This window comes from Microcystis sp. LSC13-02 (genome assembly GCA_002282935.1).
Lineage (GTDB): Bacteria > Cyanobacteriota > Cyanobacteriia > Cyanobacteriales > Microcystaceae > Microcystis.
Window position 1 is genome coordinate 14,026 of sequence record MTBT01000247.1, and the last position, 13,667, is coordinate 27,692.

The window sequence follows — 13,667 nt, forward strand, 5'->3', positions numbered from 1 at the left end:
GTAGATTTATCCTCCCCTAGTCCAGTGAAACGGTGACATTTAGGGGGATAAAGCTCAAAAAGAATTGACTCATAACTGGAAACTGTCAACTTAAAACTTAAAACTTAAAACTTACATCTGATAACTGATAACTGATAACTGATAACTGAAATTAAACCACTTTAGCGATAGCAACTTCTAGTTTATCCATAGCCTCATCTACTTCTGTTTCCGAGACAATTAAAGGAGGGACAAAACGGAGAACTTTCGGACCGGCCGGAGCAATTAATAAACCCTCTGTCAAAGCTGCATTAACAATGGTAGATGAAACCAACTCACTTTCTGAATTAATTTCCAGACCATTAATTAAACCCCAACCGCGCACATCGACAAATAGATGGGGATATTGAGAAGCAATCACCCGTAAACGGCTGCGTAATTGTTCCCCTCGGTGCTGGACATTTTCGAGAATATGATCCCGTTCAATGGTTTGTAATACTGTTAAAGCTGAGGCACAAGCGAAAGGATTACCTCCAAAGGTACTCGCATGACTACCCGGTTCAAACACATCACAGAATTTTCTGCACATCATCGCACCGATGGGAATACCACCCGCTAAACCCTTAGCAGAAGTGAAAATATCCGGTTCCACTCCTAAATTCTCATAACCCCAGAGTTTACCAGTTCTTCCCACTCCCACCTGTACTTCATCAAAGACAAGCAAAATGTTATTTTCGTCGCAAATTTGCCGTAAACGTTGGAAATATTCGATATCTCCCGGACGAACTCCCCCTTCACCCTGCAAGGGTTCCAACATAATCGCAGCCACCCGACGATTACCCTCATCGAGATCAGCGATCGCATTTTCCACCGCTTCGATATCATTATAGGGAATATAGGCAAACCCCGGCATCAGGGGTTCAAAGTCTTTTTGATACTTCGGTTGACCGGTTGCGGTGATGGTAGCTAAAGTCCGACCGTGAAAACTAGCGTGAGCGGTTAAAATAACCGGCTGTTCGAGGAAATCTAGCACCGTATGGGCATATTTTCGTACTAATTTAATCGCCGCTTCGTTCGCTTCCGCACCAGAATTACAGAAAAAGACTTTATCAGCGCAGGAATGATCGACAATCCATTTAGCTAGTTCCCCTTGTTCGGGAATATAGTATAAATTCGAGACATGATGGAGTTTTTGGATTTGCTGGCTAACCACTGCAATTAAAGCGGGGTGTGCGTGACCGAGGGTACAGGTGGCAATTCCCGCAACAAAATCAAGGTATTGTTTACCGGAAGTATCCCAGAGAAGACAGCCTAACCCTTTGGCGATCGCAATAGGGAAGCGACCATAAGTATTCATCACATAGCTGTTAAAACTATCTCGATCGAAGGGTTGATTCGGGTTTAAATTGGGAGTGGGATCAACTAGGGTTGGTTCTAAAAGGGTTTCTGGACTCACTGGGGAACTCCTGCGCGATTAGACTTGACACTCTCGCCGTCAAGCTAGGCTGTGACGGGAGATTCTTGCTTCTACTCCTCTTAACTAGACACAATCTGAAGACTATGCCCCCGTCAGACCGAATCCACAAGCGTTTTGGTTTAACGTCTACCGACTGCCCGGCGGCGGACGGCTCTGAATTTTATTTGTGGGCAGAATTGACCTTAGCCGTTAAGCTTCTATCCTGCTTGACCCGTCACCATTACATTTTCAAGGGGCGGCTCTAACGGGAGTCCTCTCGCGACCTTGAGATAGGGGAAATTATAATCAAATCCGTCTGAGAAGGACGGGTTATTTAGATTAAAAACTGATTTTATTGTAATTTACTAGACAGTCTTAGGGGTGAATTTTGCTTGTCTATCAGTGAAGATAAATATCGTCGGCTGCGTCAGGAATTAATCGGGGGAATTTTTGCCCTGATTGTGGTATTTTTGCTGGGTACGCTTTGGTATCATCTGATCGAGGGTTGGAGTTGGCTAGATTCGGCCTATATGACGATTAGTACCCTCGCTACCGTCGGTTTTGGCGAAATTAATCCCCTAGGTGAACGGGGACGACTGTTTACAATGGTTTTGATCGTGATGGGAGTAATCACGATCGGTTATATTGTTAATCGCTTGACCGAAGCTTTAATTCAAGGCTATTTTCAAGAGGGACTCAAACAGAGACAGGAGAAACGCGTGATCGATCGACTATCGGAACACTATATCATCTGTGGTTTGGGTCGCACAGGCAGACAGGTGGCGATCGAATTTCACGCCGAAAATATTCCTTTTGTAGTCATTGATACAGACCCCCTACAGGTAAATCGGGCCAAAGAATTAAATTATATTGTTGTTCAAGGAGATGCCACCTTAGATAAATCTTTACAAATGGCAGGAATTGAACGCGCTATTTGTATTGTGGCCGCTTTAACTTCCGATGCGGAGAATTTATATACAGTTTTGTCTGCTAAAACTCTTAATCCGAAAATCCGCGCCATTGCTAGGGCCAGTACCGAGGAAGCAGTACAAAAATTACAACGGGCCGGGGCCGATGCGGTGGTATCTCCCTATATTACCGGCGGTAGAAGATTAGCGGCCGCAGCCCTACGACCCCAGGTGATGGATTTTGTTGATGGGATTTTAACCGGAACCGATCGATCGTTTTATATGGAAGAATTTTTAATCGATCCGAGGACTTGTCCCTGTGTCGGTTTAAGTCTTAGTCAAGCACATTTAAGATATCGATCGGGGGCGTTAGTTTTGGCTATACGTCGGGCTGATGGTACGCTAATAGGGGGACCGACTGGCGATACGGAATTAATGGCCGGGGATCTGTTAATTTGTATGGGAACGGCCGAACAATTACGCAGTTTAACTCAGATTTTAATCCCTATGCGATCGGATGGTTTACGTTTACCGAAGCATTAGTTAGGGTCTGCTGAAAAAGTTTTTCGGTGGGGGTAGGAGTCAGGAGTCAGGAGTCAGTAGCCGGTCGTTTCAGGCTTTGTTGCCCTTGTTTATTTTCTTGCACTAACATCGGACTTTAACAGGTCAAAAGCTTTATTTTAAAAGGGTTTTACCATTATTCAGCAAGCCCTAGTTAAAGGGTCAATAAAAAATCTACTGGTAGCATTGCGGGAACAGGGGAAACAGCAAAATCTCTTAGGTTTCGCGTTATGATTATTTCTAGCTTTTCCGATTCAGCAACGGCACTGGTAACGGCATCTTCAAAATCTTTCATCGGACTTGTCAATGCTTGCCTAATTATTGCATCTGTCACCCTAGCAACTTGCAAATTCTCTAGAAGACTTATCACCAATTTTCTTGAGACTTCTCTTCCGTTTTCTCTTGACAAAATATAATAAATATTAGTGACGGCATGACCAGAAATATATCCTTGAGTTTTACCTGTCTTAACTGTATTTAATGCTTGTACAGATGCTTGAAAATGTGGTTCACGCTTACCCAAAACATCTAGCAATACATCACTGTCGAATAAGACTCGTTTCACCGATACTTCTCCACTAAATAATCAATATACGATTCTTTGGGGTCTTCTGAGCCTAAATCAACAACCCCCACTAAGTTTCTTGTCCAAGAATCAAGATCGCTTAAATCATCTGTTAGGGAATGAGAGGTAGTTTCTGAGGATACATTCTGACGAAAAACACGCCCATATTCTAATGCTTTCTCAAAAGCCTCCTGATCAGAAATTGATCCAGAAAGATTATCTAACCAGTTTTCAGACGAAGATTTTTCAGTTTCCAAATCGACCAAACCTGTTAAATTTTGTCTAGAGGCATCAAGATCATTGAAATTATCTGTTAGGGAATGAGAAGTAGTTTCTGAGGATACATTCTTAGGATTAAATCGCTCTTCAATTCTGAAAATTATTAAACTATAATAGGCTCTCAGTTGGGTGACTAAAGATTTGTCAGTATCTTGGAAATATTCGGTTATAGTACGATTAGAAATCGATAGAGTATTTTTAGCTCCCTTGTAAATTTGCTCTAGTTCTGAATCGGCAAACATATCAATAAACACATCTATCGTTTCTGAGAGAAGGCGTGAACCTTCCACCACTCTGATTAAATCGGCTTTTTCTTCACCAGTCTTTCCCTCATTGATCTGAGCAAGGCCGATAAATAATTTAGCATAGGCAGTTACTCTATCGGTAAATTCATTGATAATCTCAATCAAATTTATTGCCGAAACCTCATTCTTATATTGTTCCCATACCTGAAACCATAATTCATCAATTTGACAAAATATATCGGCTCTTGCTTGATAAGTTTTAGAGTTATCCTTAACTTGCTCAACTAAAATTTGAGTTTCTTGTAGTAAATTATCCAGTATTATCCGATCAGAATCGGTGACAATTTGATTGAGTTTATCTGTAATATCTTGGAGATTTTCTAACAAAAATTGTCCTAAATTTTCCCGTTCGACTGAACTTGGCAGACTATTCATCGTATTTAACGCTCCTAAGACTGAAGATCACACAGAAATGAGTAGTCAAAATTATCAGCCCTAAACCTCCATTGTAACAATTTTGGGGTCTGAAGGGGTGATTATAGTTAGTATAGCCTCTGAGGGAGATAGATTGATTACTGTTCACTCTTAATTCCCCTGACTCGGAGACTACTGGTTCCTTGCTCCTTAATCCAACATCTGTGAGGAATTCAGAAATTGAGGATGAGATGTTAGTACAATCGGGGAATAGTAAAGGAAAAAACCCTATTTACGATGAGTCAAAATCCCAATTCTTCCTCGCGACCACTGCAGCCGCTGCCGGTTCCCTCCATGCCGATGCCTCCCTCAAAAATCACGGGAACCAGCACGGGGACAACTCAAGAAATGAGCCAACAGGTGGCGACACCGACCAAAAACGTGCCGAATATGCCGCAAAATGGTCAAATTCCCGCCACAAGTCCTCCCAAAAATAGCGTTCCCAGTCAGGCTGCTTCTCCCCAAACCCCACCCCGGCCGGGTCGCGCTCCCAATCAACCCACCTTAGAACATTTGATCCGGATGGCCTTTGATCGGGGTTATTCGGACGTTCACTTGGGAGTTGGAGAAAAACCCCGGACGCGGGATCGTGGTGAAATGATCATTCTCGACTATCCCGAAATTGACATCAACACTTTTAATAGTTGGTTACGGGAAATTCTAGGAGAAGAAGAAATCCTTCGTTTTAAAAAAGACCTAGAATTTGACGGTGCAACTCAGTACGAATTCGCTAGAGTGCGGATTAATATCTTTGAAAGTCTGCGCGGTCCGGGCATGGTTTTGCGTCTAATTCCCCTGAAAATCCTCACTATGGAACAATTGCGCTTACCGGCGGTGTTCCGGAATGTGTGCGATGTGCATAAGGGATTGATTTTAATCACCGGTCCGACGGGTTCAGGGAAATCCACCACCCTAGCAGCCATGATCGATTACATCAATAAAGAACAAGCCAAACATATTATCACCATCGAAGATCCGATCGAATTTGTCCATCAAAGTCGTCGCAGTTTGATCAAACAAAGGGAAGTGGGAATGCACACCCATGAGTTCGATAATGCCCTAAAAGCCTCTTTGCGGGAAGACCCAGATATTATTCTGGTGGGGGAGATTCGGGACAAATCCACCGTTAATACTGCCCTGAAAGCTGCCCAAACTGGTCACTTAGTCATGGGAACCCTGCACACCAACAGCGCCGTTAAAACCCTGGAGCGGATTTTAACTCTTTATACCGCCGAGGAACGGGAATCCATGCGGGTGGCGATCGCAGAATCCTTGGTTTGTATTATTTCCCAGGGTTTATGTCGCACCACCGACAGTAAACGGGCTGCTTTTCACGATATTCTCGTCAACACAGAAACCGTCAAAGATTACATTCGCGGCGGCAAAAATGACGAAATTCTCGAATTAATGAAAGATGGCGAATATGATGGCATGATTACCACTAATCAATCTCTGTTTAACCTCTATAAAGAGGGACGGATTAACGATGAGGTCGCCCTGGAAATGTCCCCGGTTCCCAATGAACTGGCGATGATGCTGCGAGGTAGAATCTAGAAAAACCCTGAAGGAAATTCTTGAGGGGTCAAGAGTTTAGTAATCTAGAAAAATAGAAGTTCCTATTTGTTCTCTACGGGAACCCCTCAAGTGACTACTTCCGCGATTGTGTTGCCCGATATTTTTAAAGGCATCGCCCTGTTTACCCCCGGGGGCGACCTGATTTACTGTATCGATCCTGATAAACAAACTCATTGGCATCTGAATCTCTGCGCTGCTCTCCAGTCCGCTTTAGGGTTGCCAGAACCCCCCCATTTTTTAGTTCCTAGTTTTACTGCTACCATCGACCGCTGGCGAGATCCCTACAGTCACCGTATTCATACTAGTGCCGAAGTCTATCCCCTTGTCCGTCGCTATCAGCCTTTATTAAATGCTATTTTCGCCACGGACGATCGAGCTTGGTTTACTGTACCTTGGCAGGAACAATCCTCTAATCCCACTATCTTAGAAACCTATCGTCAGCAGTTTCCCCAACTTTGGCAATCCCACGATCTGATTCTCCGTTATCAGGAGCGCCCCCCAACGACTTCGGGGATTAGTGCTGACTCTGACTATACTAACCCTAGTCCCAAGGGTTATGTTTTGCGGTTATTTGTCTCCGGTAATAATGCCAATACTAAACACACCCTAGAATCGATCCATCAGCTTCTAGAGCGAGAATTACACCATCCCTATACCCTGAAAGTGATCGATATCTCTAAGCATCCAGAACAAGCGGAATCTAATCATGTCTCTGCTATTCCCACTTTAGTCCGGGTTTGGCCGCAACCGGTGAAACGCATCATCGGCGAATTTGAGGATTTACCGCGAGTATTACAGATTATCGCCACTGCTTAGGGTTTAAAGACTTCTGACTCGATTCCTCGCCACCATTCGCCCAATTTCATTAAGTCTTGCTGAATATCATCCAATTCTTGGATATATTCCTGTTGGGAAAGACTGGCACGACGTTCTTGCAGTTTTTTGAGACGCAATTGCACCAACAGCCAAGGCTTAGAAATACCGTTAGTTTCTTCGATATAGCGAGCGATATCTTGACTATCCATAGTTTTTTACTGTTATTATCCTATATTTTCTCAAATTAACCCGATACTCCTTTTTTTTAGTTGCAGAAGATTATGTTTGATTTTAGCCACTATTACCCCTACGAAGAATTAGTTTCTTTCCTGAAAAACCTAGCCTCATCCTATCCTAATTTAATTAGCCTCACCTCGATCGGTAAAAGCTACGAAAATCGAGATATCTGGTTAACTACCCTCACAAATCAAGCAACAGGCCCCTATTTAGAAAAACCTGCCTATTGGATTGATGCTAACACCCATGCGGGGGAAGTAACAGGCTCTGCCGTCGCTCTCTACACTATCTCTCATCTTTTGCGCCAATACGGTCATAATTCCCCAATTACCAGACTTCTTGACCATTACACTGTCTATATTTTGCCGCGATTAGCCGTGGATGGAGCAGAAAAATATCTCACCACTCCCTATATGTTACGATCGAGTATTCGGCCCTATCCCCACACGGATGAGAAACCGGGGCTATATCCTGAAGATATTAACGGCGATGGTTTAATCTTACAAATGCGCCAAAAAGATACCTGTGGCGCTTGGAAAATTTCTGAACAAGATCCTCGCATTATGGTGCGTCGCGAACCGGAGGAATTTGAAGGAACTTTTTACACTTTGCTCACCGAAGGTTTAATCCGCGATTACGATGGCTATAATTTTACCACTGCCCCCACCCTAGAGGGCCTGGATTTTAACCGCAATTATCCCGTTTATTGGGTTCCTGAAGGGGAACAACAAGGGGCCGGCAATTTTCCTTTTTCGGAGCCAGAAACCCGTGCAGAAGCCGAATTTTGGGCAAATAACACTAATATTAATGGCTTCGTTACCTATCATACCTATTCAGCAGTCATGTTGCGTCCCTATAGCACGCATCCCGATGAATATTTCCCCGTGGAAGACTTAGAAATGTATAAATATATTGCTGATAAGGGAAAAGCAATGACTGGTTATGAATGCGTTTCTGTCTATCACGATTTTCGTTATCATCCCAAAGAAGTGACTAACGGTGCCATGGATGATTACGGTTACGATCATTTTGGTTGGTATGGTTTTACGGTGGAGTTATGGGATGCACCCACCCAAGCAGCAGTGAAAAAAGATGATTATATTCAATGGTTTCGCTGGCATCCTTTGGAAGATGAATTGAAGTTACAGCGTTGGAATGATGAGAATTTAGCGGGAAAGGGTTTTATTAATTGGCAAAGTTTTCATCATCCCCAATTGGGAGAGGTGGAAATTGGCGGTTGGGACTTTAAAAATGTCTGGCAAAATGCCCCAGAAAAGTATTTACCGGATTTATGTGAGAAACAATGTCAGTTTACTATTGCCCATGCTTTAATGTCACCTCTTTTAGCTATCTCTCGTCTTGATCTTAAGTCGGAGGGAAATGGTATTTATCATCTGGTTTTACAGTTAGAAAATCAGGGATTCTTACCCACTTATACCAGTAAAAAGGCACTGGAAAGAAAGATTGTTCGTCCCATTCAAGTCAAGTTAAATTTAGCCGATGAGGTGAGTTTAATAGTGGGAAAATTAGAGCAGGAAATCGGTCACTTAGAAGGGCGCTCAAATAAAGTATATAGTAGTCTTGCTCACGGTTTAGATTATCGCCGTACGGTGGAATGGGTGATTAAGGGAGTTTCTGGTCAAGAAATCGAGATCATCGCTATAGCTGAAAGAGCCGGAACAGTCAGACAAAAAGTGATTTTATAGAGCTATTTTGTTCGATAAAATTGTTAAATAAGTCTCGGGGGATTCTGTGGGTAAGACTCGCAATTTTTGGCTGCGAAGCTCCGGTTTTAATCCCAAAGCTTCTAAAGGAATTATTCCTAATAAATTGTTTTGACCTCCAGGTAATTCCAAACATTCAAAAGTCCCTTCCCGTCCCGCAATAATCAAGGTAGCATCGCGAAAAATTCTCGCTTTTCCTATGCCTTTAGCCGTAGCCACATCTACCTCTTTTAAAAGCTGTAAACCCAAGCGTGAGATTACTTCCGGCACCAGACAAAGAGTAGTTGCTCCCGTATCCACCAAGACATTTTCTAGGGGAAGAGAGCGAATTTGTTCCGGTGCGATCATACCATCCTCCGCACGAATTTGATCCGCGCGATTGATAACTGTAATGGTGGTGTAGATTTTGCCCATATCTTCTGCAATAATTACTGGCTCAACCATAAGATTACCCTCAATTCTACCTGCAATTATACCGGAATAATTGCCAACAACACTGTCTAGTAATTTTAATTATTAATCCGGCCATCGGGCATAATTGCACCGCGGAAGTTAACTCCCATCAGATTAGCACTCATTAACTCAGCACCAGTTAGATCAGCATTACTTAAATCAGCACCGATAAGATTTGCTCTAGCAAAGAAAGCATCGACTAAATCCGCTTCGCTGAAATTAACTCCTGAAAGATTAGCCCTTCTTAAGTCAGCATGATTCATTCTTGCTCCTTGAAAATTAGCTTGACTAAGATTAGCTCGATCAAATTTTATTTGAGTCATAGTTGCACTATGGAAATTTGCCTGCATTGCTTCCGTATCGGTCATTTTTGACCGCACTAAATTGGCTCCCGCTAGATTTGCCCCCACTAAACGCGCCCCGATTAAATTAGCCTCAGTAAGTAAAGCATCTTGGAGATTAGCATTAGTTAAATCCGCTTTTCTGAGGTCAACATTGCACAAATTAGCATCCTTTAAATTGGCTCCTACTAGATTTGCTCGCACCAGATCAACCCCTTTCATATTAGCCCCTTGCAGGTCGGCGCGGGAGAAATTAGCCCCTTGTAAATTAGTCTTATGATTTTTCTTTTCCTGACGCATATTTGTTCCCCGCAAACAAGCACCAGTGAGGTTAGCACCACTTAAATCAGCCCCCCGTAAATCCGCACCGATTAAGTTAGCATCAAGTAACGTCGCTAGGGTTATATCGGTATCACGAAGATTAGCCCCTTGTAGCATCGCTCCGTGTAAATTGGCACTGCGTAAATCTGCCCCATTTAAGTCAGCTTGGTTGAGACTAGCACCGCTTAAATTAGCTGTCACAAGATTAGCTTGAGCGAGATTAGCCCGGTTAAGATAGGTAAAGAGAAGATTGGCTCCGTGCAGATCTGCTTCATTTAAAACAATGCCAATTAAGTCAGCACCAACTAAATTAACTCCTGGTAATTTTAAGCCACTAAATTGAGTTTCTCCTGCGGCATAACGTGCAATTAATTCGTTGGGTTTCATAGGTAGAATATCCAGATAAATTTGGGTAAAAAATCAAAGAATTTTTTGTAAAGTTTGCACCAGAATACTGGCGGTTTGAACGTTAGCATCCGTATCCATTTGGGTTTGAGCAATATTGTATAGTTGAACTTCGATATCCTGGAGGGATTTACCACTTTGGATGAGTTGTTTTAGTAAATCTTCTAGGGTATAACTTCGCAGAGTTAACCAATCTTGACCGCTCCGATCCCAAGGATGAAATAGGAGCGAGAAAATCAATATTTTGGCTCGTAAAGGATTAGCATACTGGAAAATTTCTAAACGAATTTCAAAGGGGTCGTAGGCAGGAATTTGTGGGAAATTACTGGGGTTGTTATTTGAGTAAGCCGGCTCGGCAAAGGGCAATTCCATGACTAATTGCGGTTCATTTAGATTGATGATCGAAGAGGAAAAATCCACAGGGTCACTTCTAGAGGTGGAGAAAGATGTGGTTTTAGCCGCAGAATCAGAATCATTCTTTAGATCAACTATTTGAGTGTTGAATCTTTGACTTTTTGACTCATTATCCTCTTCTTCGTCATCGTTATCAGTATCGTAGAGATGCTCTAGCTGCGTAAGAATAATATCGGCTAGGGCTAGGTAGAGAGCTTTTTTATTAATATTTTCGGCAACTTGCCTGAGAGTTTGTCGCAAGCTTAGGAAATTGGGATTGTTTCGCTGAAGTTCTAAAACAATATTTTTTAAGCCATAATTATTAATCACCGCTTGATCGTTTTCCCAACGATTTTTACAAGCGGCAAACATTAATTTTTGAATTCTCGCCGTCTCTCGATGATTTTCTATTCCACTAACCACCTGTCTTAATAAATTATCTTCCTCGTTGTTGACATCATTATTAACGGTGGTGAAGCTAGGGTTAACTTCCGGTTCCACTGGTAATAATTGATTGTCGTAGGCGGCAGCAATATTACTATATAATTGACTGATTTGCTCGATAATAACCGTGGCTACTCCCAGATAAACTTGAGGACGATTGAGGGTTTTAACTAATTTATAAACAGAAAAAGTTAATTGTTCTTTATTGGTTTTGATTTGCACTAACTCCTTCACCAAGTCTTCCATAGCCACACCGTTCAAAATATTAGGCTCATTTTCCCAATATTTTTTACAGATACAAAAGATTAATTTTTTGATCCGTAATTTTTCCTCGTGGCTGTCGAGATAGCGAACTACATCATTAAAAACGTCGATGGATAATTGCATAGTAACCTCTGATCCGAGAAAGGAGCCAGCCTCGCACGCCTCTACTATAGCGGTATGCTATTGGTCTCTCGCGAGTCAGCTTGCCAGAATATATAAGTTATTCCTCGCTTTTAGTGCGTGAAAATATCCTAACCTAAAAGCGTGGCACTATTGAGTTGGGGTTGCCGGATCTGGTCCCTAAAATTAGCAAACGATTATTTTTTCGCCTTTCTCGTTTTTAGTACAAATGTTCGAGCAAAATCGGAGTAAAGTCTTTAAGTTTAGACGACCGATGCCCGATAGGGTTAGAGTAATCAGGGAGAAACTGATTTATCGAGAGGCCATATCATCCCATGCTAGAACTCTACCAATTTGAATTATCCGCCTATTGTGAGAAAGTCCGTCTCATCCTTGACTATAAAGGACTTGCCTATAAAAAAAGGAACGTGGTGCCAGGGGTGGGACAATTGGAATTATTCCGTCTTTCCGGACAGCGACAGGTTCCCGTCCTCAAGGATGGCGATACTTATATTGCTGACTCGACGGAGATTGCTTTTTATCTCGATCGCAAGTATCCTGAAAAACCAATTATCCCCACAGATCCCCTACAACGGGGTCAATGTTTATTAATCGAAGAATGGGCCGATGAATCCCTGGGATTAAAAGGAAGAACCGCTTTTCTCGGCGCTTTTGCCCAAAATCAAAACTTTCGTACCGCTTTTTTACCCCGGGAAACTCCCGATTTTATGCGCTTGTTGCTGGGTTCTGTGCCAGGGGAATTAATTGATATTTTGGGGGCGGGTGTAGGTCTGGGAAAAGATGCTATCAATACAGCGAAAAAGGGGCTACAACAGGATTTAGAAGCTTTGAACCTCATTTTAACCAATCGTCCCTATTTAGTCGGGGATCAGCCCACTTTAGCCGATTTAGCCGTGGCGGGATTAAGTGTACTGCTTCAGTTTCCCCAGGGTTCCTATCTCAACTTACCCAGGGAATTGCAAGGCAAGGGGATTCCAGGGTTAGCCGATAATAGCGCCTACGAGGGCTTTTTTGCTTGGCGCGACCGTCTTTATAGTCAATACCGTCAAACTATCACCCCGGGAAGTTCCACCCCTCCTATCGATTCCCCCAACTCCATCCAGATTGAATAGCAGCGCTTGACTAGGGTGGTAGGGTGTGGGGTGTGGGGTGTAGGGTGTGGGGTCTGGGGAGAATAAATAAAAGCAATCTACTGATTACTGATTACTGATCACTGATCACTGATTACTGTTAAGATTCCCGTAAAACGTAGCCCACACCACGCACGGTATGAATGAGGCGTTTTTGACCACCAGCCTCCATCTTCAGGCGTAAATAGCGAATATACACCTCAATAACGTTTGATTCTCCTTGAAATTCGTCTCCCCAGACATTTTCGAGAATTTTATCCCTCGATAATACTTCTTTGGGGTGAATCATGAGGTAGCGCAGCAGTTCAAATTCCTTCATCGTCAACTCAATATTTTTGTTTTTATAGGAGAGACGACGACTGGCTAAATCTAATACTAAGTCACCAAAACGCAATTGTTCGGGGATAATTTCCAGAGGTTGCAGGTAAAAACGGATTAATTTGAGAAAATATGGCGAATTATAGGGTTTGAGAAAATAATCGTCGGCTCCCGCTTCCAAACAGGCCAGACGTTCTTCTAGGGTTTCTTGAGATACTAACAAAATAATATAAACGCGACTTCCCTGGGAACGTAAACGACGACAAAAATTCACACCAGCCTCCGCTGCGAGGAAGCGATCGAGTATAATTATCGCTGGCTGACAACTTTTCACTTCTGGGAAAGCCATATCAATGCTAGGCACGATCAGGGGACGATAACCTGCTTCTTTCAAGTCCGCACTAGCTAGTTTAGCGATATTCTCCTCAATTCCCACCAAGAGAATTGAAGAACTCGGAACGGATGTACTCATAAATCAGAAGCGGTAAAGAAATAGGAAAGATAGGGAGGGGACTACCTAATTTTGACACTCTCGCCGTCAAGCTAGGCTGTGACGGGAGATTCTTGCTTCTACTCCTCTTAACTAGACACAATCCGAAGACTATGCCCCCGTCAGACCGAATCCACAAGCGTTTTAG

General features: G+C 42.9%; 13 protein-coding genes. 5 read left to right on the forward strand and 8 right to left on the reverse strand.

All coding sequences use genetic code 11. From position 1 onward, the window contains the following. Window positions 1-151: 151 nt before the first annotated feature. Window positions 152-1,435: an aspartate aminotransferase family protein gene (locus BGL89_RS15585; protein WP_286826473.1), complete on the reverse strand. Its 1,284-nt coding sequence runs from the start codon at window positions 1,433-1,435 to the stop codon at window positions 152-154. Between the two features lie 392 nt (window positions 1,436-1,827). On the opposite strand from BGL89_RS15585, the gene BGL89_RS15590 reads away from it, so the two are divergent. Beyond that, complete coding sequence (locus BGL89_RS15590; protein WP_286826474.1) at window positions 1,828-2,886, forward strand: potassium channel family protein; 1,059 nt, start codon at window positions 1,828-1,830, stop codon at window positions 2,884-2,886. A gap of 172 nt (window positions 2,887-3,058) precedes the next feature. On the opposite strand, the gene BGL89_RS15595 is transcribed toward BGL89_RS15590, so the two are convergent. Then, entirely contained in the window at window positions 3,059-3,469 is a 411-nt protein-coding gene (locus BGL89_RS15595) for a PIN domain-containing protein (protein ID WP_286826475.1), read from the reverse strand. Next, window positions 3,466-4,428: a hypothetical protein gene (locus BGL89_RS15600; protein WP_286826476.1), complete on the reverse strand. Its 963-nt coding sequence runs from the start codon at window positions 4,426-4,428 to the stop codon at window positions 3,466-3,468. Before BGL89_RS15600 ends, BGL89_RS15595 begins: the two co-directional genes overlap by 4 nt. Before the next feature lie 276 nt (window positions 4,429-4,704). Here BGL89_RS15600 and BGL89_RS15605 point away from each other — a divergent pair, with 276 nt between their 5' ends. Beyond that, window positions 4,705-6,021 carry a type IV pilus twitching motility protein PilT gene (locus BGL89_RS15605; protein ID WP_286826477.1) on the forward strand — a complete coding sequence of 439 codons (1,317 nt, stop codon included), beginning with the start codon at window positions 4,705-4,707 and terminating at the stop codon, window positions 6,019-6,021. A gap of 90 nt (window positions 6,022-6,111) precedes the next feature. Next, window positions 6,112-6,858 carry a circadian clock KaiB family protein gene (locus tag BGL89_RS15610; protein ID WP_286826478.1) on the forward strand — a complete coding sequence of 249 codons (747 nt, stop codon included), beginning with the start codon at window positions 6,112-6,114 and terminating at the stop codon, window positions 6,856-6,858. Here the strand turns inward: BGL89_RS15610 and BGL89_RS15615 are convergent. Beyond that, window positions 6,855-7,067 (reverse strand): hypothetical protein, encoded by a 213-nt coding sequence (locus tag BGL89_RS15615; protein ID WP_002751038.1) that lies wholly within the window; start codon window positions 7,065-7,067, stop codon window positions 6,855-6,857. The genes BGL89_RS15610 and BGL89_RS15615 overlap by 4 nt on opposite strands. A gap of 72 nt (window positions 7,068-7,139) precedes the next feature. Between BGL89_RS15615 and BGL89_RS15620 the strand changes: the two genes are divergently transcribed. Further along, window positions 7,140-8,801: a M14 family metallopeptidase gene (locus BGL89_RS15620; protein ID WP_286826479.1), complete on the forward strand. Its 1,662-nt coding sequence runs from the start codon at window positions 7,140-7,142 to the stop codon at window positions 8,799-8,801. Here the strand turns inward: BGL89_RS15620 and BGL89_RS15625 are convergent. The 3 genes from BGL89_RS15625 to BGL89_RS15635 all read right to left on the reverse strand — a co-directional run bounded on the left by BGL89_RS15625 (window position 8,796) and on the right by BGL89_RS15635 (window position 11,563). Beyond that, window positions 8,796-9,263 carry a retroviral-like aspartic protease family protein gene (locus BGL89_RS15625; RefSeq protein ID WP_286826480.1) on the reverse strand — a complete coding sequence of 156 codons (468 nt, stop codon included), beginning with the start codon at window positions 9,261-9,263 and terminating at the stop codon, window positions 8,796-8,798. The two genes, BGL89_RS15620 and BGL89_RS15625, sit on opposite strands and share 6 nt — an antisense overlap. Before the next feature lie 65 nt (window positions 9,264-9,328). After that, complete coding sequence (locus BGL89_RS15630) at window positions 9,329-10,321, reverse strand: pentapeptide repeat-containing protein (protein ID WP_286826481.1); 993 nt, start codon at window positions 10,319-10,321, stop codon at window positions 9,329-9,331. A gap of 33 nt (window positions 10,322-10,354) precedes the next feature. Further along, entirely contained in the window at window positions 10,355-11,563 is a 1,209-nt protein-coding gene (locus BGL89_RS15635) for a hypothetical protein (RefSeq protein ID WP_286826482.1), read from the reverse strand. 332 nt (window positions 11,564-11,895) lie between these two features. Here BGL89_RS15635 and BGL89_RS15640 point away from each other — a divergent pair, with 332 nt between their 5' ends. Further along, entirely contained in the window at window positions 11,896-12,693 is a 798-nt protein-coding gene (locus BGL89_RS15640; protein ID WP_286826483.1) for a glutathione S-transferase, read from the forward strand. A gap of 118 nt (window positions 12,694-12,811) precedes the next feature. Here the strand turns inward: BGL89_RS15640 and nblR are convergent, their stop codons facing one another. Further along, window positions 12,812-13,501, reverse strand: a complete 690-nt coding sequence (nblR, locus tag BGL89_RS15645) for a response regulator transcription factor NblR (protein ID WP_286826484.1) — start codon at window positions 13,499-13,501, stop codon at window positions 12,812-12,814. Between the last annotated feature and the right edge of the window lie 166 nt (window positions 13,502-13,667).